The sequence below is a fragment of the Bacillus sp. FSL K6-2869 genome (genome assembly GCF_040869405.1).
Lineage (GTDB): Bacteria > Bacillota > Bacilli > Bacillales > Bacillaceae > Bacillus > Bacillus altitudinis.
The window spans coordinates 1408629-1432594 of record NZ_CP152035.1 but is presented as its reverse complement, the minus strand read 5'-3'; the positions used below and the strand labels follow the sequence as shown (position 1 = coordinate 1432594).

Sequence of the window (23966 nt, the reverse complement as noted above, 5' to 3'; positions counted from 1 at the left end):
TATGTTAAACCCTTGTTCTGTCAACATTACACGGTCATGTAATTGATAAAGGGGAAGAGAAATAAATTCTTTTCCCCTCTGTCATTTAATTAAAATTCAAGAACTTTCTTAGCTGTTTCAAGCACGTCTTTATGGTTTGGAAGCCATACGCTCTCAGCTTGAGAGAAAGCAAATACAGTATCAGGTGCAGCTACACGAAGTACTGGTGCTTCTAGGCTAAGAATTGCTCTATCATTGATTTCAGCTACTACGTTTGCTGCAATACCAGCTTGTTTTTGTGCTTCTTGAACAACGATCGCACGGCCTGTTTTTTCAACAGAAGCGATGATTGTTTCAATATCAAGCGGGCTCACTGTACGAAGGTCAACGACCTCAGCAGAAACGCCTTCTTTTTCAAGTTCTTCAGCAGCTTTAAGTGATTCGTGAACCATTGCACCGTAAGTGATGATTGAAAGGTCAGAACCTTCACGTTTCACGTCAGCTTTACCGATTTCAATTGTGTACTCTTCTTCAGGAACTTCCTGACGGAAAGAACGATAAAGTTTCATATGCTCAAGGAATACAACCGGATCGTTGTCACGGATTGCAGAAATTAATAGTCCTTTTGCATCGTAAGGTGTTGAAGGAATAACAACCTTGATACCAGGCTGTTGTGCAATAAGACCTTCTAAGCTATCAGCGTGAAGCTCAGGTGTGTGAACTCCTCCGCCAAATGGAGAACGGATTGTCACTGGAGAATGCCAGCGTCCACCAGAACGGTAACGCATACGAGCCATTTGTCCAGAAACAGAATCTAATACTTCGTAAACGAATCCGAAGAATTGAATTTCCATTACTGGGCGGAATTCTTGTAGTCCAAGGCCAATTGCAAGACCGCCAATACCAGATTCAGCAAGTGGAGTATCGAATACACGATCCTCACCAAACTCTTTTTGCAATCCTTCAGTCGCACGGAATACGCCGCCGTTTTTACCAACGTCTTCTCCGAAAACAAGAACGTTTTCGTCATTTTTCAGTTCTGTGCGTAACGCATCAGTGATCGCTTGAATCAATGTCATTTGCGCCATGGCTTACTTCGACTCCTTCTGTTTGTAGATTTCAAGCTGTTCAACCAAGTTAAATGGTTTCACATCGTACATGTTTTCAATCAAATCAGTGACTTTCTGCTTAGGCTGTTCGTCAGCTTCTTTGATTGCTTGTTTGATTTGTTCTTTTGCATCTTCGATGACTTTATTCTCTTCTTCTTCAGACCAAAGGCCTTTGTTTTCCAAGAATTTGCGGTAGCGTACCAATGGATCTTTTTGCTCCCACTCATTTTCATCTTCTTTTGTACGATATCTTGTTGGATCGTCACCAGCCATTGTATGTGGGCCGTAACGGAATGTAAGAGTTTCAATTAATGTTGGACCTTCACCATTTACAGCACGCTCACGAGCTTCAGCAGTCGCTGCGTATACAGCTAATGCATCCATACCGTCAACTTGTACGCCTACGATACCAGCTGCAGCTGCTTTTTGTGCAATTGTTTGTGCAGCAGATTGCTTTTCAACAGGTGTAGAGATCGCATATCTATTGTTTTGGACAACAAAAATCGCTGGCGCTTTGTAAGCCCCTGCAAAGTTAATACCTTCGTAGAAATCACCTTGTGAAGCTCCACCATCACCAGTGTAAGTGATTGCAACAGCATTTTTACCGCGCTTTTTCAAACCAAGAGCTACACCAGCAGCTTGAATGATTTGTGCACCGATAATGATTTGCGGAGAAAGTGCATTCACATCTTCAGGCATTTGGTTTCCAACAAAGTGTCCACGAGAGAACAAGAATGCTTTTGTTAGTGGAAGACCATGCCAGATTAATTGTGGTACATCACGATATCCTGGAAGAATGAAATCTTCTTTCTCAAGTGCAAAGTGAGTTGCAAGCTGAGAAGCTTCTTGTCCAGCTGTTGGCGCATAGAAGCCAAGACGTCCTTGACGGTTCAATGAAATTGAACGTTGATCTAATACACGTGTAAACACCATACGGCGCATTAATTCTTTTAATTGGTCATCTGAAAGATCTGGCATTGCCGCTTCGTTTACGACTTCGCCTTTTTCGTTTAAAATTTGGAACGTTTCAAACTGCTTTTTGATGGCATCGAATTGCTTTTTGCTATCAACAATTGCTTTTTTTGTTTTTGCAGCCATTCTAAAGTCACCTCTTCCTTTCTTTTAACAGTCAATTTGTCGTGAATCCATTTATACATACAGATATAGGATAACCCAAAATGCTCATATGACTCCTGTATATAATAGCCACAAAGATCATTGTCGAAACATTGGATGATCGCTTGCTTTTGAGTTTTTCTAACTGTATTAACGATAGTTCACAAAAAACTAATACAACTTCTGTTAACAAGGAATAGTTTACAACAAGAAAAATAGTCCGTCAATTGATTTAACGGCTTTATTTAAATAAATGTATTCGCTTTACTTTTTATGGTGACCTGTATCAATCTGTTTAATCAACAGCACAAACTGTACTAGTATAGAGTGGATCACTGTACTACAATAGCACATGTTTGTTTTTGTCGAAAAATAAAAAAAGAGCTATTTTCAGCTCTTTTGATCGTGATGGACAAAGGGCTAAAATGAACTTCATTTTAACCCTTTCTCTTCTTTTCAGTTTGACATCTTGGAAAAACGAGTAACGACACGCAGGCACTTTGGGAGTAGCAGCGATAAACAGAGCTAGCAAATATGCAAGTACTGTTTTTAGCTGTTTTGTGATTCTTTCTGAGCTGTTTTGTATAAAGCTTGTTTATATTCGTTCAATTGATCTGTATATTGATTGAACTTCTTGCTTTCTTTTCTAACTTTACTATAGGAACGATTCACTGTCTTTAATTTGGATTTCAGCTCAGCGTATCCTAAGTCTTTTCTTTTTAAGGATTCATACAAGTGCTTGTCTTGTTTCAGCGCCTTTTGATACTCACGGTAAAGCTGATCATACGATGCGTATCTTTTTTCAATTGATTTGACTGTTTGTTCTGCTTTGTCTTTTACTTCTGCATCTTTTATCTGTCCAGCGAATTCCTTTACAGATTGAAATTCTTTTTTCGATTGATCCATGCTGTCTTTTTCTGTTTTTAAATGTTCTTCACGCTTTTCTGCCGATGCTAATGCTTGATCAGACAAGTTTGAGACGGTTTTTGTGTGGTCTTTTGTTGTTTGAATCATTTTTTTATACAACTGCTGCTCTTTTTTCTCATAGCTTTGCAGTGCGCCTTGTTCTTTTTCAAAGGATGCTTCTTTTTCGCTCATTTTTGTCATGGCATCTTGCATCTCATAAAGCGGATTTTGACCTCCGCAGCCCGCAAGCAAGAGGGTGCATATCCCCGCTAAAGTTGCACCTGCTTTTATTCTTCTTTTCATCTGTTTCAATTACAAGGTCCCCCTTTACATCTCCACATACCACTATAATTTTTCAGGGCGGTTGTGACAAGGAAAGAGGATGGTTTTTTGAGGGGAAAGAAGATTTTTTTCATGCTCTAGGCTCATGACTATACAAATAGTGCATTCATACATAGTTTATATTACACGCTTCGCCTTCACTTATGAGAGGCCGAGTGTATTTCCAAAGGAGGTCAAAAGTATGTCTAATTATAGTCATGGAAGTATGTATGGTGGATACGGCGGTTACGGTTATGGATACGGCGGCGGTTGTTGCTATCCAAGTTATGGTGGTGGATACGGTTGCGGTTACGGTGGTGGACGTACATTCGCTTTAATCGTCGTCCTATTCATTCTATTGATCATTGTTGGCGCAGCATTCTTAGGCGGCGGTGGCTGCTGCTAATGGCTGAATAAGCCTCTGACCGGTCTCATACGACCGGTCTTCTTTATTTCATTGCATATGTTGTGTATCATTTTATATACTTTACATACAAAGGAAATAGGAGTGAAGTTTTGTGATTACCATGGATGATATCGTACGAGACGGGCATCCCGTCTTAAGACAAACAGCTGAAGCGGTCGAACTCCCGCCAACAGAAGAAGAAAAACAGCAATTAGCTGACATGATTGATTTTGTCAAAAACAGTCAGGATGCAGACATTGCTGAAAAATATGAACTTAGACCCGGTGTTGGCCTAGCAGCTCCGCAAATCAATATCAGTAAACGAATGATCGCTGTTCACTGTGAAGACGAGGGCGGAGAACTTTACAGCTATGCATTATTCAATCCTCGCATTGTTAGCCATTCAGTCAAAAGAGCTTATTTAGCTACTGGAGAAGGCTGTTTATCTGTTGATGAAGCCATCCCTGGATTCGTCCCGCGCTATGAAAAAATCAGAGTGAAAGGTACAACGCTTGAAGGTGAAGACATTGACATTCGCCTAAAAGGGTTTCCGGCCATCGTTTTTCAGCATGAAATTGACCACTTAAATGGCATTATGTTTTATGATCATATCCAAAAAGATCATCCATTCGCCGAGCCAGACAACGCGGTTGCGATCGGCAGATCATAATATAAAAACAAGACCCGTCCATCAGCGGGTCTTGTTTTTTATTCATCAATAAGGCCTAATTCAGTCACAGCGTGGAATATGCCATCCTCATCTACAGGTTTGGTGACAAAGTCAGCTAATGTTTTTAATTCATTGACTGCATTCCCCATCGCAATGCCTGTTCCAACAAACGAAATCATTTCTCGATCGTTCAGCCCGTCACCGAAGGCAATTGTGTCCTTTTGATCGTACGGAAGTCTTTCAATGACTCGTTTAATTCCTTCAGCCTTTGATCCACCTTTCGGCAGGACATCAGTAGACAGCTCATGCCACCTGACGAGATCAATTTCTTCACGGAACGCTTCATATAGATGTTCCTCTTCTGCTTTACAAAATAGCAGCATTTGATAAATGACGTTTTCTTTAAAGAATGACAAATCATGCTCGGGATGCTCTGTTTTTAAAGTGCCAATCCCTTCATGGATAAATGGATGGTTCGGCACAGACGCCTTCATCGTCTTCTCTCCCATGAAAACAAGCGGATGATCATGTTGATCCGCTGTTTCATAAATTTTATCCATCAGCTCTTGCTTAAGTGGATTGCCGTAAATGACTTCTCCTTCGTACATGACATACTGACCGTTATAAGCAATAAATGAGTCAAGCCCTATTTCTTCTAAAATAGGCTGGATGAGAAAAGGCGATCGGCCAGATGCAATGAAGAGATGATGCCCTTTTTCTTTTAATAAACGAACAGCTCGCTTCGTTGATTCAGGTATTTTTTTATCATGGTCATATAAAGTACCGTCGATATCAAAGAAGATGACTTTTTTATTCATATCTCGTCTCCTGTCTCTTGTTATGTATACCCTCTCCCCTTCATCATACAGAAAGATCTTCACTGACGAAACCACTTCCTCTTAAAACGCCCATTTCCCACATATAACCATGTAACATTAAGTGGAAACATCATATAATACAAGTATATAGAGAGAACGGAACAAATGGCTGAATGAGACTCATACCGAAAGGAGGCGATCCGCGATGCTTCGTCGTCTGCGCAAGAAAATTCGAAGACAATGGAAGGACATGCTTCGTAAAAAATCGATTGCTTAAAAGGATCTTCCGCACATTTGCTGAAGGTCCTTTTTTCTCTGAGACTTTTCTTATGCGCGTTTTTTTAATATAATAGAATAAGCGAGTGTAACATACGGTATTTAAGGAGAGATTTGGATGATATATAAGGTATTTTTTCAGGCAAGTACGACTGAGGTACCTGTAAGAGAACACACAGATTCACTATACGTTGAAGCGGTTTCTGAAAGAGACGTACGCGATAAGTTGAAAAAACATAACTACAATATTGAATTCATTCAGCCTGTAGACGGTGCTTTTTTAGACTATGAACGAGAAAGTGAAAATTTTAAAGTATTGGAGCTATGAGAGGAATGAAATTTGTAAAAAACGATCAGGCGGCAGTTTTTGCGCTCGGCGGATTAGGCGAGATCGGTAAAAACACGTATGGCGTTCAATTTCAAGATGAAATCATTTTGATTGATGCTGGTATTAAGTTCCCTGAAGATGAACTTCTTGGAATTGATTACGTCATCCCTGACTATACGTATTTAGTTAAAAACGAAGATAAAATCAAAGGTCTTTTTATTACTCACGGACATGAAGACCACATCGGCGGTATCCCTTACCTTCTCAAGCAAGTGAATATTCCAGTTTACGGAGGCAAACTCGCAATCGGCCTCCTTCGTAACAAATTGGAAGAGCATGGTCTATTAAGACAGACCAAACTTCACATCTTTGAAGAAGAAGATACGATCAAATTTAGAAAAACAGCTGTATCTTTCTTTAGAACGACACACAGTATCCCAGATTCTTATGGAATTGTCGTGAAGACACCTCCTGGTAACATCGTACATACAGGCGATTTCAAGTTTGACTTTACTCCTGTTGGCGAGCCTGCCAATTTAACGAAAATGGCTGAGATCGGGAAAGAAGGCGTTCTTTGTCTTCTATCTGACAGTACAAATAGTGAAATTCCAGAATTTACGATGTCCGAGAGACGTGTAGGTGAAAGCATTGATGACATCTTTAGAAAAGTAGATGGACGTATTATCTTTGCTACATTTGCATCTAACATTCACAGACTTCAGCAAGTGATCGAGTCCGCTGTTGCCAACGGTCGAAAAGTTGCGGTGTTTGGGCGTAGCATGGAGTCTGCTATTGATATTGGACAAGATCTTGGCTACATTAAATGTCCAAAAAACACATTCATTGAACACAATGAAATCAACCGCCTTCCAGCAAACAAAGTAACCATTCTTTGTACTGGTAGTCAGGGCGAACCGATGGCCGCTCTTTCTCGTATTGCCAACGGTACGCACCGCCAGATTTCAATTAACCCTGGAGACACTGTTGTCTTCTCGTCTTCACCGATCCCAGGTAACAATATTAGCGTAAGCCGTACCATTAACCAGCTTTATCGTGCTGGTGCTGAAGTCATTCATGGCTCACTCAATAATATTCATACCTCTGGACACGGCGGGCAGGAAGAACAAAAGCTGATGCTCCGTTTAATTAAACCAAAATTCTTTATGCCAATTCACGGTGAGTACCGCATGCAAAAAACGCATATTAAACTTGCGAATGATTGCGGAATCCCTGAGGAAAACTGCTTTATCATGGATAACGGTGAAGTTCTTGCACTGAAAGGTGACGAAGCAAGTGTCGCTGGCAAAATTCCATCAGGCAACGTGTATATCGACGGTAGCGGTATTGGTGATATCGGCAACATCGTGTTAAGAGACCGCCGCATTCTTTCAGAAGAAGGTCTTGTCATTGTTGTTGTCAGCATGGATATGAAAGAATTCAAAATTTCTGCAGGTCCTGATTTAATCTCAAGAGGTTTTGTCTACATGAGAGAATCTGGAGACCTCATTAATGACGCGCAAGATCTCATTTCAAAGCATCTTGAAAAAGTAATGGAACGTAAGACGACTCAATGGTCAGAAATTAAGAACGAGATTACTGACACTCTTGCTCCTTTCCTTTATGAAAAAACAAGACGCCGCCCAATGATCTTACCGATTATTATGGAAGTGTAATGACGTACAAGGAGACACAGCCAATTGGCTGTGTCTCTTTTTTATGCGCATTAAAAAACCCGCATATCTGTACGATACGTGCGGGTTCAGTCATTGTTTTACGATTGAATCGGGAGATGCTGAAAACTTCTCACATCAAACAATCCTTGTGTTGTCATTTTCACATCAGGAATGACTGGCAGTGCCAAGAAGGATAATGTCAAAAACGGATTAAAGTCTAAGGCAAAGCCTGTTTCGTTTAACGCTTCATGAAGTGCATGAAGGCTTTCATTGACCGTATGTGCAGGTTGATCTGATAATAAACCGGAAATCGGTAATGGAAGCGTATGAAGAACTTCTCCCTCTTTTACAACGGTCAAACCGCCCCCTGCTTCTTTTAACGTCTCAATGGCTTTGATCATATCAGCATCATTTGTTCCAACGGCAATTAAGTTATGCGAGTCATGGGCAACTGTTGTTGCAATCGCCCCCTCTTTTAAGCCGAAACCGCTGACAACCCCTATCCCAATTTCAGATAGACCTTTGTGGCGTTCGACAAGTACTATTTTTAATACATCTCGATCAATATCACTCGTAAATTGTCCATCGCTTCCAGAAGGAGATATTTGTTCTAATTTCGTTTCAAGCTGATTCGGTATAATGCGAATGACATTCATCTTTTGATGATCTGTTATAGGCAGCGTTAGATCTTTCTCTCGGACGTCCACTGCATGTACCGATTGCATGAGCGAAGAACTTGGCGTGATCTTGTCGACACTTGGCAAATATTCTCCATGTTCAGAGACCAATTCTCCTGCGATAAAGACGCTTGTAATTCCTACCTCATGTAAGTCAGAAATGAGCATAAAGTCCGCGTCAAAGCCTGGTGCAATTGCTCCCTTTGTTTTGAGACCGAAGCACTCCGCTGCGTTTAAACTTCCCATTTGATATGCTAAAAAGGGGTCCAATCCTTCTTGTATCGACATCCGTACTTGTTCATCAATACTTCCTTGAGCCATTAAATCATCTAAATGTTTATCATCCGTACAAAAGAAAAAGCGTCTCGCATTCTTCTCATTGACAGCAGGCAATACGTTTTTCACGTTTTTAGCAACAGAGCCTTCTCTCAGCATGACATACATGCCTCTTTTGACACGTTCAAGGGCCTCTTGAGCTGTTGTCACCTCATGATCCGTTTGGACATTAGCTGTTCGGTACACATTAATTAATCGGTCCGTTAATCCTGCTAGATGGCCATCAATGAGTTTATGTTCATGTTGAGCATCAAGCAGTTTTTGAAGCATATCTTCTTCCGCTTGTTCCACCGCGACATAATCCATCACTTCGGCAAGACCAAGCACTTCTTTCTCCTGATAAAGAGGCTTTAAATCTTTTGCTTTTAGTGTAGCACCTGATCGTTCAAAGCTGACTGCCGGTACACAGGATGGCAGCATGAAATATATATTTAGAGCAGCTTTTCTCGCTTCTTCGAGCATAAAACGGATACCTGCAACACCGGATACATTGGCAATTTCATGCGGGTCTGTTACAACAGTTGTCACACCGTGAGGAACGACAGCTTTGGAAAATTCAGCAGGAGTCACCATCGAGGATTCGATATGAACGTGGCCGTCAATGAAACCAGGAACAAGCATTTGACCTGTTGCATCCAGCTCCTGTTCTCCCTCATACTCCCCAATTCCTACTATTTTTCCATTTTCAACAGCGACATCAGCGTCTATCCATTCCTGGTTAAACACGTCCATAACCTTCGCATGTTTAATCACTAGGGCTGCTTTTTTTCTCTTTGCAGCTACCTCAATTTGATGTCTGAAAAGCTCCTTATCCAACGACACTGCCTCCTCCGAGTAAACAATATAATGTTTCTTATCGTAAACGAATCTGTTTGCCCAGTCAATGACATTTAGAGAAAATCAACCATATCAAAAGATTGATTTTTATTTCTGAATAGTGATAATTGGCTGAAAAATAACCATGTTCTATTTTGCTGTTCTTTTAGAAAGTAAACGGCTCTTTTCCACTTTGTTCTCTCCCGCAATGTCCGCCCCATATGTACACTTCTAAAGCAAAAAAACACCCCTTCTCGGAGTGTTTAATAGTCGTTCTGCATTTCCCGTTTTTCAAAGCGCCCGATATCTGCCACTGCCCCAATGACAATGAGGATATCTTCTTTTTGAATCATTTCATCTGCGAGCGGTGAAACGATCACTTCTTTCCCGCGTTTAATTGCCACGATATTGATCCCGTACCTTGCACGAATGTCGAGATCTAACAAAGAGTGCCCAGCAAGTCTGCTGTTGGCGACGATTTCAATGAGGCTGTACTCATCTGACAGCTCTAAATAATCAAGCACGTTGTTAGAAATAATTTTATGTGCAATCCGTCTGCCCATGTCTCGTTCAGGATGGACAATACGGTCCGCACCAATTTTATTCAAAACCTTTTCATGGTAGTCATTTTGAGCTTTCACTGTGACCATTTTGACACCAAGTTCTTTCAGCATAATCGTTGTTAAAATACTCGCCTGAATGTTTTCACCTATCGCCACGATCACATGATCAAAATTGCGGATGCCTAGGTTCTTTAGGACAGATTCGTCCGTCGAATCACCAATCACGGCATGTGATGCAATTTTAGCATATTCGTTCACACGATCTTCATTCATATCCATGGCCATGACTTCAAGTCCTTCTTCGCTTAGCGCCTTGCAGATACTTCCGCCGAAGCGTCCAAGACCAATGACTGCATATTCCTTTTTCATGTTCAGACTCCTTTTATATCACTTACCATGCATTTTACTACGGTTTCATTAATGAATCCATATGCGACCGTATTTTTTTACGGAACGCTTCACTTAAGTAAAGGTCTGCTCCTTTTTCGATTTCACTGCGATAATGACCAGGAGGCGCAATTTCTTCGCTCTTTTTTAAAACGAGAAACGTTAAGCAGTCCTCATACACTTGATCACCTACTGTGACATCGACAAATGCTGGGCGATAAGTCCCTTCATTTACACCTTCTCGTTTGTACAAATAACGAATGGCATCAAAAGGTACTTCATATAGAACACCCTCTGTTTCTCCGCCGTCTTCTACCATATCTGCTCTTGATCCATCAGGGCGCACCAATGTAAACCTTGTGGTAAAACGATCAAGTGTGCCGCCACCGATGATTTGTTTGAAATAATGTTCCACTTTCGCAAGCTTAAACCTTGCATCATCCATACAGGACCCATAGGCAAAATAATAGAAGGAAGACGGTTTGCGCTCCCATAGTTGATATGACTTCCAGCAGCCGCTTTCAATCTCCTTCAGGCTCGATGCCTTCTGCTTACATATTGTATAAGCAACGGCTGACCTTGGCCCCTGGTCTGTCATAACCTCTATTTCCTGCTGGTCATACCCTTCCTCTAGCTCATCTATCTTATGCAGCGTTTCACCACTGACCTCATACAATTCTCCATATAATGTGTTTTGTTCCGAGACAACACACACAGGGTAACCCTCACCTGTATCGTACAGTCTCCCTTTTATCCAAGCAGATGCTGCTAATGGACTGCTTTCTTTCATCAATGTCTCGTGATACTTTTCGTGCTTTAAAAGTGTCCCATACACAAATAACGTCTTTGTCTCCTTCGTCATCACACATCACATCCTCTCACCTTGCTACTATCTGCTTTTTTGATACACAGGTAAGTAAATATCAAAAGCCGTCCCTTTGCTGAGCTCGCTCTTTACATCCATTCTTCCATGGTGATCTTTTAAGATCGTCGCACAGATCGTTAAACCAAGTCCTGTACCTTCTTTTTTAGTCGAAAAGAAAGGATCATATATTTTCAGAATGTCCTCTTCGGACATTCCTTTTCCTTCATCTTGAATCGTGATTTTCCATTCATTCATCACTTTTTCTGTTGATATGTATATACTGCCGCCTTCAGGCATCGCCTCGATCGCATTTTTGATTAAGTTAATGAACAGCTGCTTCATTTGATTGGCGTCTGCTAATATCGTGCCAGCATCCTGCTTTTTAAATGGCTGTTTGAGATCAATATTTGAAAGAACGGCATTGGTCTTTAATAACGTAATCACCTGCTCTAGCAAATCATGGAGCTGTACTTCTTGAAATTGAACCGATTGAGGTTTTGCTAAGACAAGCAGCTCACTTAAAACAAAATCAATGCGTTTAATTTCAGAAAAGATGATATCAAAATAATCGGTTCTTTCAGGATATTGCGTTTTCATCAGCTGCAAAAATCCATTGACTGAGGTGAGCGGATTTCTGACTTCATGGGCAATGCCAGCGGCTATTTGTCCTGCAACAGCCAGCTTTTGTGCCTGCATTTGCAATTGCTGATTTGATCTTTCAAGTTCAAGCTTTGCCTGCTTTTGTTTCGTGATATCCGCAACCGTTCCAATACCTCCAGTAAACTGGTGCTGTTCATCGAAATAAAGCTTATAATGCACATCTCCCCATACCTTTTTTCCTTCTTTATGGAGAAGCTGCAGCTCCACCCGCCCCTCATCCTTATGCTCTTTGATCACAGACAACAAATGCTGAACGACATGCTCTTCTTGATCAAAGTACTGATTATACATCGTACCTAGACACTCCTCTATGTCGTAACCCGTCATTTGTTTCCATGCTTGATTTAAAAAAATGATTTCACCTTTTTCATTGGTTTCAAAGACGATTTCTTGCAAGTTATCTGTTATTCGATTCAGCCGCTCTGTTAGTTCGTGTGCTTCTTTTTCTCGTTTATTTAAATCTGATACAAGCAAATTCAACCGGTCCACATAGCCTGAGATGCTCCAAATACCGGCCAAAACAACGACTGTAAAGGCTAGGTCGAGCGGCCAATTAATGTGATAGCCGCTAAGATAATAAAAGAAATCCCAGCTCAAAATTAATATAAATGCAAGAACGGATAACAGGATCCGTACTTGATATGTTTTGTTCAAATAATTCCACCTGCCGCCCTGAGATTCTTTGTCAATTGTACCATTTTCCACTTATTTTTTGAGGGAGATGCGGCATTTTTAAGGAACTTTTTTAGAAAAAATAGCCTGCTCTCAGCACAATGGGAGAGAACAGGCTATTTTTATTTACTGCTGAAGGGCTTCTTGAAGCTCTTTTAGCAGTAGTTCTGCGCCTTCAGCGCTTAATGTAATTTGACCATTTCCATACTCGTGGTTCTCAGAAGTAATCTCACCAGTCATCAGGCAGACGCCCTCTGGCTGATATTTTTTCAAGACGATTTTATCTCCATCTATAAAAAATTCCATACTGTCTTTAATAGCGATATCAAGTGCTCTTCTCAATTCGATTGGCATCACAATACGCCCTAGTTCATCTACTTTTCTTACAACTCCGATAGATTTCAATTTCGTTCCCTCTTTCTTTCATTAGCTCAAGATCAATCTGTTTTTCACCAATTGATATATCGTAGACGTAAGAGATTCTTAAAAGGTTTCTCCTGCATAAAAATTTTTTTCAAAATCGAAAAACCAAAGGGAAAATTTATTGTGATTGTCAAAATGAGACTTGAATTTTACAGATTCATTTCAAGGTGATCACAAACCCCCACAAATGACCTCAACCCTCTGAACTTTTAAATGTAAAATTGTTTAAAACAGCAAAAATAGAGATTGGGTGAAAACATGTTTCAAAATGCCGAAATTGGAATTGATTTAGGAACAGCTAACATATTGGTTTACAGTAAAAATAAAGGAATTATTCTCAATGAACCATCCGTTGTGGCAGTAGATACGGAAACAAAAACTGTCCTTGCAGTGGGGTCAGAAGCAAAAGAGATGATTGGGAAAACACCTGGAAAAATTGTAGCGATCCGTCCGATGAAAGATGGTGTCATCGCTGATTATGATATGACAACCGATTTACTTAAACAAATTATGAAAAAAGCAGGAAAAAATATTGGGTTTACCTTTAGAAAGCCGACTGTGGTTGTTTGTACACCTTCAGGTTCAACAGCTGTCGAACGCCGCGCGATCAGCGATGCTGTCAAAAATTGCGGAGCAAAGCATGTGCATTTAATTGAAGAACCCGTCGCAGCTGCAATCGGTGCTGATCTCCCGGTGGACGAGCCTGTTGCCAACGTCGTTGTAGATATTGGCGGAGGAACGACAGAGGTAGCGATCATTTCATTTGGCGGAGTTGTCTCTTGCCACTCGATCCGAATTGGCGGAGATCAACTGGATGAAGATATCATTACTTTTGTGAGAAAGAAATACAATTTACTGATCGGTGAACGGACAGCTGAACAGGTAAAAATGGAAATTGGTTATGGACTCATTGAACACGAACCTGAATCATTAGAAGTTCGTGGACGCGACCTTGTCACAGGTCTTCCAAAAACAATTACACTTGAATCAACAGAAATTCAAGGTGCTATGCGAGAATCACTTCTTCATATTTTAGAGGCGATTCGGGCTACATTAGAAGACAGCCCTCCAGAACTGAGTGGTGATATCGTAGATCGTGGCGTCATTCTAACTGGCGGTGGTGCACTATTAAACGGCATTCAAGAATGGCTCTCTCAAGAAATTGTCGTCCCAGTTCATATCGCAGCAAATCCTCTTGAATCTGTCGCAATTGGAACAGGTCGTTCATTAGAAGTAATCGACAAATTGCAAAAAACATTAAAATAATCTTCATGTTCTACTTCTTTTTTCATCATTTCGATCATATCGTGATGAATGGATAAACGTGAAGGAGGAAGAACATGTTGCTTGATTTAGGTAAACGGGTCGTTGTCACAGTCATTTTAACCGGTATTATTTTAGGAGGAATGAGCCTGTCGTTTTCACATATGCCCCCTTCTAATGCACAGCCTGTGAAACAACTGAACCGCTAAAAAAGCCGCACGAAAGCGGCTTTTTTATTTTGCTTCGGGACGGCTCCCCATTTTCCTTTTCGGTCTTAAATCTGATATGATGAACATGACTAAAGGAGGGTTTTTTATGAGTTCATTTGAAAAACAACTAGATCAATATGCAAAAACCATCGTTGAAGTAGGTGTAAATGTTCAAAGCGGTCAAGAAGTGGTCGTATCTGCGTTCACTGAATCTGTAGACCTTGTCCGCCTTGTGGCAAAACACGCATATGAGTGCGGAGCAAAAAACGTACATATCCGCTGGAGTGATGGTGTTCTGACCCGTTTAAAATATGAACATGCCCCACAAGATGTGTTTGAGCAATTTCCAGAATGGGAAGCACAGATGATGGAAACCATCGCAAAACGTGGCGGTGCTTTTATTACGATCTTGTCCGAAAGTCCTGATCTTCTAAGTGGCATTGACTCGAAAAAAATTGCTTCACAGCAAAAAGCTGCAGGTTCAGCACTTCATACATATCGTCAATACGTTCAATCTGACAAAGTTGCATGGACAGTCGTCGGGGCTGCATCAAAAGATTGGGCGAAAAAGATTTTCCCTGAGCATGCAGATGAAGAAGCTGTTGCATTATTATGGGAACAAATCTTTAAAGTCGCCCGCGCTGATCAGCCAGATCCTGTTGAAGCGTGGAAAAAGCATGATGAATCACTAAATGAAAAAGTAAAAGTATTAAATGAACGTCACTACCACAAGTTGCACTATGAAGCACCAGGTACAGATTTAACGATTGAACTTCCAGAGCAGCATATTTGGGTAGGTGCTGGCAGCGTGAGTGAACGCGGCGTATCATTCATGGCCAATATGCCGACAGAAGAGGTCTTTACCGTACCTAAAAAAGATGGTGTAAACGGGACTGTCTCTAGCACTAAGCCACTTAGTTATGCAGGAAACATTATCGATGAATTTACGTTAACCTTTGAAAATGGGCGTATTGTAGATGTGAAAGCCAAAGAGGGCGAAGACATTTTAACCTCTCTCGTTGAAACAGATGAAGGCTCACATTATCTAGGTGAGGTTGCCCTTGTACCAGATGATTCACCAATTTCTAACTCAAATATCCTCTATTACAATACACTTTACGATGAAAATGCATCCAATCACCTTGCCATCGGCAGCGGTTATGCATTTAATATCGAAGGCGGTAAAGAGATGAAACGTGAGGAACTAGACGCAGCTGGTGTGAACAGCAGTATTACACACGTCGATTTCATGATTGGTTCAAAGGAAATGAATATTGATGGAATCACAAAAGATGGTAAACGTGAACCGATTTTCCGAAATGGAAATTGGGCTTTTTAAGCAGTAACTTGATATAGAGACGTTTTGAAGCCTTTAAACCCTGAGTTGTCACATTTCTTTAGCTTTGAACAAATTATCAAGTTCATCAGCCACGTGTTTCTGCATACTTGGAAGCACGTGGCTATATTTATCTAATGTAATTTGGATTAAGGGAGTGTCCAATCCACTCCGGGATCAGCTTCCTTCTTAGGATTAAAATTCTCTTTTTCTTTTTTACGTTCTTCCCTGTTGATAGGTCTACACCCATTTCGAGTATATAAAAATCCCTTCCTGTTTTCTTATCTTTCTTGATACTAGATTTCACACTGTACAGCCCTCTTAAATTACCTAATAGTCATTATTATTCCCCCTAGGTCTACTTCACCTAAACCTAAACAAATTTTAAAGCACCACAATTAAAACTTATAGGAAATCTACTTTATAACCGCCTTTCAATTCCTACATTCCTTAAGTTTTTCACTACTACCACTAATTCAATCAATGGAAGCTACCAGCATGTCTACTGGTAATTTTTATGTATATTGACGATTTTTAAGTTATAATAAGACTAAAAAAGAAAAGGAGTAGTATATGGGGGTAAAAATAGAAAAAGCTCTTTACATTAAAACAAAAAAAATGATGACGAATATCGAAGCTGATAAACATGAATTGAATGGGGAAAAGTTCATCTGTCCTTATTGTAAGACAGAACTAACATTCAGAAGATCTGGAAAGAGACAGTTAGAAAATCGGTTAATTCCAATATTGCCTTATTTTTATTTGAAACAAGGAAACGAACATGGTAGGAATTGCGAATACAATACATTTGGAAAGATTGAAATTCTAGCACGCAAAGCAATGAATTTGAAAGATTTTATGGAAAAAAAGAAACCTGATCAATATGCTATAAGGATGCAAGTTGTTAAGCAAGCAATGGAAGAGCCTCCCGAAGAAGAGGAAGATGTGAGAACAGCTGATTCAAAGGGAAAAGGTGTTACTGCGAGTAAGAATTATAAAAATAGTGGAACAATGGCACCTTATCTTAGCAGGATGAAAGATATCATGATCTTGCGTTCTAAAATGGAAAAAAATGATGATATTAGGAAATACTTAAAGCTAGAATATAAAGGCAGGACGGTTAATTGGGATAAATTTTATTTTGGTCCTGATAATATGAGCCTTCTAGATTTATCTAAGTATTTTAGAAATAACACAGAACCGGAGCATCCTATTTGTATAGAAGGAATAATAAAGAAATATATAGAAAAGAAAGACAAAAGAGGAAAAACTTATTATTCTTTTATTTTAGAAAAAACTACTGTTAAGGATATTGATGCAGGAGGATTTCGGCATATTCCATGTGTCAGTGTCAATGTCTATGAAGGATATGGAAAGTTAATAGAATACATGAAAGATAATTATAAAAAACATAATAAACAAATAGTTGCTTATGGTCATAATCCTTATGTAAAGGTGAATCCTTCATCAGATAACACTGCAAAATTTCATAATATTACGATTTGGATTAATCGGACAGCTCAAGTTCATTTATTTAATGATGTTTATGAAAATTTATTTGAAGAATGAAAAAGCCACCCTTATCGGTGGCTTTTCTTTATGTTTATGCATACAGCTCTTGTAGTCTTTTTTGAATCTCTTGATCTGATAAGAACTCATCATAAGTTGTTTGTTTATCAACGATGCCATTTGGCGTCACTTCGATAATACGGTTTGCAACTGTTTCAACAAACTGATGGTCATGAGATGAGAAGAGCATAGCCCCTTTAAAGCTCATTAGACCGTTATTCAGCGCTGTGATGGACTCTAGGTCTAAATGGTTCGTCGGCTCGTCTAACAGCAAAATATTCGCTCCAGATAGCATCATTTTTGATAACATACAACGAACCTTTTCTCCACCTGATAAGACGCTTGCTTTTTTCTTCACTTCTTCCCCAGAGAAAAGCATACGGCCTAAGAAACCACGCAGGAAGCTTTCACTTTGATCATTAGGAGAATATTGACGAAGCCAATCAACAAGATCTAAATCGCTTCCTTCAAAATATTCGCTGTTGTCTTTAGGGAAAAAGGCTTGAGATGTTGTCACGCCCCATTTAAACGTCCCGCTGTCTGGCTCCATTTCACCAGCAAGGATTTTAAATAAAGTAGAGACAGCAAGCTCATTACGGCTTAAGAACGCAATTTTATCCTCGCGATTCATAATAAAGCTGACGTTATCCAGTACTTTTACACCGTCAATCGTTTTTGATAGACCTTCTACTTGAAGGACATCATTTCCGATTTCACGCTCTGGCGCAAAATGAACATAAGGATATTTACGAGAAGATGGTTTAATGTCATCTAGCGAAATCTTATCAAGCAATTTCTTTCTTGATGTCGCTTGCTTCGATTTAGATGCGTTCGCACTGAACCGAGCAACGAATTCTTGAAGCTGCTTAATTTGTTCTTCTTTTTTCTTGTTGGCATCCTGGCTGAGTTTTAATGCCAGCTGGCTTGATTCATACCAGAAATCATAGTTTCCGACATACACTTGAATTTTTCCAAAGTCAAGGTCTGCAATATGCGTACATACTTTGTTTAAGAAATGACGGTCATGCGATACGACGATGACGGTATTCTCAAAGTTAATGAGGAACTCTTCTAACCACTGAATGGCTTGTAAGTCCAAATGGTTCGTTGGCTCATCGAGAAGGAGAACGTCAGGTTTACCGAATAGAGCTTGTGCTAACAATACTTTAACCTTTTCAGATCCGCCAAGCTCAGACATTTTCTTCGATTGCAAGCTCTCTGGAATGCCAAGACCTTTTAATAGGATCGCAGCTTCACTTTCCGCTTCCCATCCGTTTAACTCAGCAAATTCACCTTCAAGCTCTGCTGCACGAATTCCGTCTTCATCTGAGAAATCAGGTTTCATATAAATCGCATCTTTTTCCTGCATCACATCATATAGACGTTTGTGACCCATGATGACGACTTTTAACACTTCAAACTCTTCGTATTCAAAGTGGTTCTGTTTTAAAATCGCTAAACGTTCACCAGGACTCATATGAACATCGCCCGTTTGAGCTTCAATTTCTCCAGAAAGAATCTTTAAGAACGTTGATTTACCAGCTCCATTGGCACCAATTAGTCCGTAGCAGTTGCCAGGAGTGAACTTAATATTTACTTCTTCAAATAATTTACGATCAGCAAATCGCAAACTAACATTATTCACTGCAATCATTTATTAATCCTCCATCACTCATTCATCAATATGAAGTATAACATGAATAACGATTGATAGAAACGTCTCTCGCTAAGAACAAAGGCTTTTTGTCCAATATGGTATAATAAGTGGGAATGTTTTTGTTGAAGGAGTTCGGGCGATTTGAGATTACTCACACTCATGGAATACTGTTTATTGATTTTCTTTATGGGCATTTATTTATCGGCGACTGGCTTTAATGCAAGAGACTTTGGCCTTTATATTGGACTTGTCCTCATTTACACACTGGTCCATATCTTTTCAAAACGGTTTTTACAAAAGCGCGGAAAAGACAATGTGAAAATTGGATTATTCCGTTCTGTTGTGGCGATTACTGGGTCCGTTTTCGCTTCTGTTTTGGCCATTGTCATCATTGTCACGATGCTCACACCAAATTAAAAACGACCCTACATGAAGGGTCGTCCATTCAAGCACCTTTCTTACGCATTGAGAAAGGTGTATTTATTGTGTTTGTCGAATATCGCCAAATGGGAAGAAAACAAATTCTGATGTGCCGACAATCCGATCCTTTTCAATGAGTCCGAGTCCATTTCGACTGTCCATAGAATTCAGTCTGTTGTCACCCATAACAAAGTAATCGTTTTTCGGTACTTTCACTGGACCAAAATCTCCTGTTAAATGTACCTCATACTCTTTGGCATGCGCCTTGTTCTCTTTTAAATAAGGCTCATCTACTTTTTTATCATTAATGTAAAGCGTATCATCCTTCATTTCAATCGTGTCGCCTGGAAGGCCGATCAATCGTTTGACATAATGAATTTTCTGACCGTCTTTTCCATTAATAATCACGATGTCACCACGTTTGACTCCACCGAGATAGTTGATGGTTTTGTTAACAAACAGCTTTTCTCCATCATGAAGGGTTGGTTCCATTGACTCTCCTTCCACCACATACGGCTCAAATATAAACGTACGGATGATGAGGACGAGGGCAAGTGCAATTAAAATGGCTTTGATCCATTCAAACAGAGAACTTTTCTTCTCTTTTTTGGCTTGTTTCCCATCAGATTGAATGTCATTTTCGTTTTGTTTGTTTTCTTCGTTCAAAATACTGCTTCCTCCTAAGACTTTCTGCTAAAAGACTTGAAACGCGAATTGAATAACTTTACTTTATCACATGTTATTTAAAAATTCACAAGACAACCATTCAATTAGATATTTTTTCCTAATTTGCTGATGATTAAACAAAAAGAAGCACCGCTCTTCACGATGCTTCTTTTCAAATTAAGCTTCTTGTCGGACTGGTTTTTTTAGAATTCCGAGAAGTAGCGCTGTAACAATGGCACCGATTAAGATGCTGATGATGTAAAGAACTGGATGATTTGTTACCCAGAAAACGAATAGTCCGCCGTGCGGTGCAGGAAGCGTCACTCTAAAGAATTCTGTTAATCCACCTGCAACTGCTGCACCAATCACAGCCGAAGGAATGACGCGCAGAGGATCTGCCGCTGCAAACGGGATCGCCCCTTCCGTAATGAACGCAGCTCCCATGAAGTAGCATGTAATACCTGCTTCGCGGTCACGTTTAGAGAATTTGTTTCTAAAGATCGTTGTCGCTAGGGCAATTCCTAGAGGCGGCACCATTCCACCTGCCATAATCGCAGCATGCGGTGCATAGTTGCCAGCAGCAATCATCGCAAGACCAAATGTGTAGGCCGCTTTGTTAATCGGACCACCCATATCAATGGCCATCATACCAGCTAAAATAATCCCCATTAATACAAGGTTTCCAGTACCAAGTGATTCAAGCCAGTGTGTTAATCCGTCCATGACCATTTTAACAGGTGTGTTGACGATGTAATGCATGATAATCCCTGTAAAGAAAATACCGAACAATGGATAGAGCAGAACTGGTTTAATACCATCGAGCGACTGTGGTACAAAAGTGAATACTTTTTTGAGTAGCACCACAATGTAACCAGCAAGGAAACCAGCAATCAATCCGCCTAAGAATCCAGCACCTGCTGCAGAGGCCATGAATCCGCCAACCATACCTGGTGCGAAACCTGGACGGTCTGCAATACTCATTGCGATAAATCCAGCTAATACAGCAACGATTAAGGCAAGCGCATTATCTCCGCCAATTCCTTTTAATACAGCTGCAAATGAATTGAAAGAAGGATCTTTAGGGTCAGCTGAGTTAATTCCCCAGAAGAATGAAATCGCAACGAGGATACCGCCCCCAACAACAAACGGAAGCATGTTGCTTACACCGCTCATTAAGTGCTTATAGAATCCACTTCTTCCCTTACCTGACGATTCATTTTCATCTTTTGAAGAACTGCCGCCTGAACCTTTATAAATCGGCGCATCTTGATTGATGGCTTTTTCGATCAATTCTTGTGGACGGCGAATTCCAGCTGTCACAGGTACTTCAATGACATGTTTGCCTTTAAAGCGTTCCATTTCCACTTGTTTATCAGCTGCCACAATAATAGCTGGCGCTTCTTCAATTTCTTTTGCTGTCAGGGCATGTTTAATTCCACTAGAGCCATTTGTCTCAACTTTAATGTCAACGCCCATTTCTTTTGCTTTTTCTTTCAAAGCATCTGCGGCCATAAATGTATGCGCGATGCCTGTTGGACAAGCTGTCACCGCTAAAATTTTAGCAGGTTTTCCCGGTGCAGCCGGTTCCTCTTTGACTTCCTCTTCTTCTTCATCGTCTTTATCATGTGTATTGATAATTTCAATGATTTCATCTTCAGTAGCCGCTTCAAGAAGCTGCTTTCGGATCTCTTCACGCATGAGAAGTGTGGATAAACGAGAAAGTGCTTCTAAATGCGTGTTGTTTGCGCCTTCAGTTGCTGCAATCATAAAGACAAGATGACTTGGCTGTCCGTCTAATGATTCATAATCTACACCAGCTGTTGAACGGCCAAATGCAATGGCAGGTTCTTTCACACTTGCTGTTTTCGCATGAGGAATCGCAATTCCTTCTCCGATTCCCGTAGAGCTTTGTTTTTCACGATTAACAACAGCTGCTTTGTAGCCTTCTTTATCATTTAATTTACCAGCTGTATCTAATACAGTGACCAGTTCTTCAATAACGGCTTCTTTTTGCTGGCTGTCTAATTGAAGCTTAATCGTATGCTTCGTGAGTAGTTCTGTAATTTTCATGATGACTCCTCCTTTAAATGCGTGTGACTTTTACTTGTGGCAATAATGTATCGACAAGCTCTTTTGTTCCAAGTTCCTCAGAAAATGCTGTAGCACTTCCTGATGTGACGCCAAGCTTAAATGATTCTTCTATGGAAAGGCCTTTAGAAACGCCAGCTAAGAATCCTGCAACGACTGAATCCCCTGCACCAACTGAGTTGATCAGCTTGCCTTTTGGAACATTAGATTGAAAGATCCCTTCCTTACTGAATAAGAGAGCGCCGTCTCCAGCCATAGATACAATGACATGTTCAGCACCTTGTTCCAACAGCTTTTTCCCATAAGGAATGGCTTCTTCTGCAGATGAAATACTGGTTTCAAACATTTCACCTAACTCATGATGGTTTGGTTTCATTAAGAATGGTTTCAGATCTGCTGCTTTTTTTAAGGCTTCTCCAGAAATATCAAGTACTACTCTTACCCCTTGCTTCGCACATACTTCAGCAATGCGCTCATATGTGTTATGAGGCAGTGAAGAAGGAATGCTTCCTGCTAATACAACGACATCGCCTTCTGTTAATGACGTGAATTGGGATAAAAACGAATCGAACTGTGCTTCAGTAATACTTGGACCGAGCCCGTTGATTTCTGTTTCTTCGCCTGTTTTTAGTTTCACATTGATACGTGTATCTTCTGACACCTCATGAAAGGCTGTTTGTAATTGTTCGTTTTGTAAAAAGTCTTGAATATATTTGCCTGTAAAACCGCCAATGAATCCAAGTGCTTTTGATTCAACACCGTGCCGTTTTAAAAGCCTTGAGACATTGATTCCTTTACCACCTGGATATTTTTTGTCATAGGTTGAACGATTTAAACCGCCGACCGCAAAATCCTCCACGTGTACGATGTAATCAACTGATGGGTTTAAAGTAACTGTATAAATCATGTTTTCACTACCTTTATAACCGTTTTTTCATGGTAATTATCGAATGAATCCTCTTTTGCGTCGTTTGTGATAATGGTGGCTTCCTGTAAACTAGCAAAGGTTGAAAACGATATTTCGCCAAACTTTGAGGCATCTGTTAAGATGTAGGTTTTTTTCGCCTGCTTTATAGCTCTTTTTTTAATGAGCGCTTCTTCTGGATCAGGTGTTGTAAACCCTGCCTCGGGATGAATGCCGTTCGTCCCAACAAAGCTTTTGTCAAAACGGTAATTTTCCATAGCTGTCAAAGCTGCGGCTCCCACCATGGCTCCTGTTCGATGTTTCACTGATCCGCCTATCAGGTAAAAAGAAATGCCTTTTCTCATGAGTGCTTCAATGTGCATGACACCATTTGTCACCACCACGATATCTTGATCTGGATCGATAAAGTCAATCATTTGCTGTGTTGTCGTACCAGCATCTAAGTAAATACAATCGCCTTGTTTTAAAAGTGATGCAGCTACCTCTGCAATCAATGACTTTTCATGAAGGTTTTTGGCAGATTTCTCAAACACATCTGGTTCAAGACGAATACTAGATATTTTAGCAGCTCCTCCGTGAACTCTTTTAAGAAAGCCTTTTTCTTCGAGGGCTGACAAATCTCTTCTAATTGTAGATTCAGACGCATCCGTCATAATCGTTAAGTCCTGTATTTTGATGACATCGTTTTCTTCTAAATAGTCGATAATGAGTTGATGTCTTTCTGGTGTTAGCATTGAAAACACCCCCTTTTGAAAACGTATTCATTTTGCGCGCACCTTTATTGTAATCGCTTTTTTCAACATTATCAATACAAAACAATCAAATACATTCA

At 40.2% G+C, this 23966-nt stretch carries 23 protein-coding genes; 9 read left to right on the top strand and 14 right to left on the bottom strand.

Features of this window, described 5'->3' with window-relative positions:
- Nucleotides 1-89: 89 nt before the first annotated feature.
- From pdhB to MHI58_RS07320, 3 genes are all read right to left on the bottom strand, one after another.
- Nucleotides 90-1067 (bottom strand): pyruvate dehydrogenase complex E1 component subunit beta, encoded by a 978-nt coding sequence (gene pdhB, locus MHI58_RS07330; RefSeq protein ID WP_007498597.1) that lies wholly within the window; start codon nt 1065-1067, stop codon nt 90-92.
- A 3-nt stretch (nt 1068-1070) separates the two neighbouring features.
- Nucleotides 1071-2186, bottom strand: a complete 1116-nt coding sequence (gene pdhA, locus MHI58_RS07325; protein ID WP_007498599.1) for a pyruvate dehydrogenase (acetyl-transferring) E1 component subunit alpha — start codon at nt 2184-2186, stop codon at nt 1071-1073.
- 567 nt (nt 2187-2753) lie between these two features.
- Nucleotides 2754-3422, bottom strand: coding sequence for a YkyA family protein (locus tag MHI58_RS07320; protein WP_041507359.1), 669 nt, complete (start codon nt 3420-3422; stop codon nt 2754-2756).
- 235 nt (nt 3423-3657) lie between these two features.
- Between MHI58_RS07320 and MHI58_RS07315 the strand changes: the two genes are divergently transcribed.
- Nucleotides 3658-3837: a YjcZ family sporulation protein gene (locus MHI58_RS07315; RefSeq protein ID WP_026050085.1), complete on the top strand. Its 180-nt coding sequence runs from the start codon at nt 3658-3660 to the stop codon at nt 3835-3837.
- Nucleotides 3838-3949: 112 nt separating this feature from the next.
- Nucleotides 3950-4507 (top strand): peptide deformylase, encoded by a 558-nt coding sequence (def, locus tag MHI58_RS07310; RefSeq protein WP_045034225.1) that lies wholly within the window; start codon nt 3950-3952, stop codon nt 4505-4507.
- A 38-nt stretch (nt 4508-4545) separates the two neighbouring features.
- Here the strand turns inward: def and MHI58_RS07305 are convergent, their stop codons facing one another.
- On the bottom strand, nt 4546-5325 hold the full coding sequence (locus tag MHI58_RS07305) for a Cof-type HAD-IIB family hydrolase (protein ID WP_045034224.1): 780 nt from the start codon (nt 5323-5325) through the stop codon (nt 4546-4548).
- 394 nt (nt 5326-5719) lie between these two features.
- Between MHI58_RS07305 and MHI58_RS07300 the strand changes: the two genes are divergently transcribed.
- Nucleotides 5720-5929, top strand: a complete 210-nt coding sequence (locus MHI58_RS07300; protein ID WP_008345114.1) for a DNA-dependent RNA polymerase subunit epsilon — start codon at nt 5720-5722, stop codon at nt 5927-5929.
- Between the two features lie 5 nt (nt 5930-5934).
- Nucleotides 5935-7602, top strand: coding sequence for a ribonuclease J1 (rnjA, locus tag MHI58_RS07295; protein WP_012009818.1), 1668 nt, complete (start codon nt 5935-5937; stop codon nt 7600-7602).
- 98 nt (nt 7603-7700) lie between these two features.
- Here rnjA and ade read toward each other — a convergent pair whose 3' ends face one another.
- The 5 genes from ade to MHI58_RS07270 all read right to left on the bottom strand — a co-directional run bounded on the left by ade (nt 7701) and on the right by MHI58_RS07270 (nt 12983).
- Complete coding sequence (gene ade, locus MHI58_RS07290; protein WP_113766995.1) at nt 7701-9431, bottom strand: adenine deaminase; 1731 nt, start codon at nt 9429-9431, stop codon at nt 7701-7703.
- Nucleotides 9432-9694: 263 nt separating this feature from the next.
- Nucleotides 9695-10363 (bottom strand): TrkA family potassium uptake protein, encoded by a 669-nt coding sequence (locus tag MHI58_RS07285; RefSeq protein WP_008345123.1) that lies wholly within the window; start codon nt 10361-10363, stop codon nt 9695-9697.
- 37 nt (nt 10364-10400) lie between these two features.
- A complete protein-coding gene (locus tag MHI58_RS07280; RefSeq protein ID WP_113766994.1) occupies nt 10401-11243 on the bottom strand; it encodes a gamma-glutamylcyclotransferase in 843 nt (280 codons plus the stop codon).
- Between the two features lie 27 nt (nt 11244-11270).
- Nucleotides 11271-12560, bottom strand: a complete 1290-nt coding sequence (locus tag MHI58_RS07275) for an ATP-binding protein (protein ID WP_024719547.1) — start codon at nt 12558-12560, stop codon at nt 11271-11273.
- Nucleotides 12561-12704: 144 nt separating this feature from the next.
- Nucleotides 12705-12983 (bottom strand): AbrB/MazE/SpoVT family DNA-binding domain-containing protein, encoded by a 279-nt coding sequence (locus tag MHI58_RS07270; RefSeq protein ID WP_017359400.1) that lies wholly within the window; start codon nt 12981-12983, stop codon nt 12705-12707.
- A 276-nt stretch (nt 12984-13259) separates the two neighbouring features.
- On the opposite strand from MHI58_RS07270, the gene mreBH reads away from it, so the two are divergent.
- The 4 genes from mreBH (at nt 13260) to MHI58_RS07250 (ending at nt 17378) form a co-directional block, all read left to right on the top strand.
- Nucleotides 13260-14267 carry a rod-share determining protein MreBH gene (gene mreBH, locus MHI58_RS07265; protein WP_017359401.1) on the top strand — a complete coding sequence of 336 codons (1008 nt, stop codon included), beginning with the start codon at nt 13260-13262 and terminating at the stop codon, nt 14265-14267.
- Between the two features lie 74 nt (nt 14268-14341).
- Nucleotides 14342-14473, top strand: coding sequence for a protein YkpC (locus MHI58_RS07260; protein WP_003210922.1), 132 nt, complete (start codon nt 14342-14344; stop codon nt 14471-14473).
- 106 nt (nt 14474-14579) lie between these two features.
- Entirely contained in the window at nt 14580-15812 is a 1233-nt protein-coding gene (locus tag MHI58_RS07255) for an aminopeptidase (RefSeq protein WP_113766993.1), read from the top strand.
- 570 nt (nt 15813-16382) lie between these two features.
- Complete coding sequence (locus MHI58_RS07250) at nt 16383-17378, top strand: hypothetical protein (protein WP_113766992.1); 996 nt, start codon at nt 16383-16385, stop codon at nt 17376-17378.
- A 34-nt stretch (nt 17379-17412) separates the two neighbouring features.
- On the opposite strand, the gene MHI58_RS07245 is transcribed toward MHI58_RS07250, so the two are convergent.
- Nucleotides 17413-19032 carry an ABC-F family ATP-binding cassette domain-containing protein gene (locus tag MHI58_RS07245; protein WP_007498620.1) on the bottom strand — a complete coding sequence of 540 codons (1620 nt, stop codon included), beginning with the start codon at nt 19030-19032 and terminating at the stop codon, nt 17413-17415.
- Between the two features lie 144 nt (nt 19033-19176).
- Here MHI58_RS07245 and MHI58_RS07240 point away from each other — a divergent pair, with 144 nt between their 5' ends.
- Nucleotides 19177-19452, top strand: a complete 276-nt coding sequence (locus MHI58_RS07240; protein WP_024719551.1) for a hypothetical protein — start codon at nt 19177-19179, stop codon at nt 19450-19452.
- Nucleotides 19453-19515: 63 nt separating this feature from the next.
- Here the strand turns inward: MHI58_RS07240 and lepB are convergent, their stop codons facing one another.
- From lepB to MHI58_RS07220, 4 genes are all read right to left on the bottom strand, one after another.
- Nucleotides 19516-20088, bottom strand: coding sequence for a signal peptidase I (lepB, locus tag MHI58_RS07235; protein ID WP_192876900.1), 573 nt, complete (start codon nt 20086-20088; stop codon nt 19516-19518).
- 210 nt (nt 20089-20298) lie between these two features.
- Entirely contained in the window at nt 20299-22191 is a 1893-nt protein-coding gene (locus tag MHI58_RS07230; protein WP_008345139.1) for a PTS fructose transporter subunit IIABC, read from the bottom strand.
- 13 nt (nt 22192-22204) lie between these two features.
- Entirely contained in the window at nt 22205-23116 is a 912-nt protein-coding gene (pfkB, locus tag MHI58_RS07225; protein ID WP_017359406.1) for a 1-phosphofructokinase, read from the bottom strand.
- Nucleotides 23113-23868, bottom strand: coding sequence for a DeoR/GlpR family DNA-binding transcription regulator (locus MHI58_RS07220; RefSeq protein WP_113766990.1), 756 nt, complete (start codon nt 23866-23868; stop codon nt 23113-23115). Before MHI58_RS07220 ends, pfkB begins: the two co-directional genes overlap by 4 nt.
- Nucleotides 23869-23966: the final 98 nt, after the last annotated feature.

Coding starts and splice junctions, on each gene's coding strand:
- pdhA (WP_007498599.1), bottom strand. CDS start 2,186: ATGGCTGCAAAAACAAAAAAAGCAATTGTTGATAGCAAAAAGCAATTC.
- pfkB (WP_017359406.1), bottom strand. CDS start 23,116: ATGATTTATACAGTTACTTTAAACCCATCAGTTGATTACATCGTACAC.
- MHI58_RS07245 (WP_007498620.1), bottom strand. CDS start 19,032: ATGATTGCAGTGAATAATGTTAGTTTGCGATTTGCTGATCGTAAATTA.
- MHI58_RS07220 (WP_113766990.1), bottom strand. CDS start 23,868: ATGCTAACACCAGAAAGACATCAACTCATTATCGACTATTTAGAAGAA.
- MHI58_RS07315 (WP_026050085.1), top strand. CDS start 3,658: ATGTATGGTGGATACGGCGGTTACGGTTATGGATACGGCGGCGGTTGT.
- MHI58_RS07285 (WP_008345123.1), bottom strand. CDS start 10,363: ATGAAAAAGGAATATGCAGTCATTGGTCTTGGACGCTTCGGCGGAAGT.
- MHI58_RS07300 (WP_008345114.1), top strand. CDS start 5,720: ATGATATATAAGGTATTTTTTCAGGCAAGTACGACTGAGGTACCTGTA.
- pdhB (WP_007498597.1), bottom strand. CDS start 1,067: ATGGCGCAAATGACATTGATTCAAGCGATCACTGATGCGTTACGCACA.
- MHI58_RS07260 (WP_003210922.1), top strand. CDS start 14,342: ATGTTGCTTGATTTAGGTAAACGGGTCGTTGTCACAGTCATTTTAACC.
- MHI58_RS07280 (WP_113766994.1), bottom strand. CDS start 11,243: ATGACGAAGGAGACAAAGACGTTATTTGTGTATGGGACACTTTTAAAG.
- mreBH (WP_017359401.1), top strand. CDS start 13,260: ATGTTTCAAAATGCCGAAATTGGAATTGATTTAGGAACAGCTAACATA.
- MHI58_RS07230 (WP_008345139.1), bottom strand. CDS start 22,191: ATGAAAATTACAGAACTACTCACGAAGCATACGATTAAGCTTCAATTA.
- MHI58_RS07250 (WP_113766992.1), top strand. CDS start 16,383: ATGGGGGTAAAAATAGAAAAAGCTCTTTACATTAAAACAAAAAAAATG.
- rnjA (WP_012009818.1), top strand. CDS start 5,935: ATGAAATTTGTAAAAAACGATCAGGCGGCAGTTTTTGCGCTCGGCGGA.
- MHI58_RS07255 (WP_113766993.1), top strand. CDS start 14,580: ATGAGTTCATTTGAAAAACAACTAGATCAATATGCAAAAACCATCGTT.
- MHI58_RS07305 (WP_045034224.1), bottom strand. CDS start 5,325: ATGAATAAAAAAGTCATCTTCTTTGATATCGACGGTACTTTATATGAC.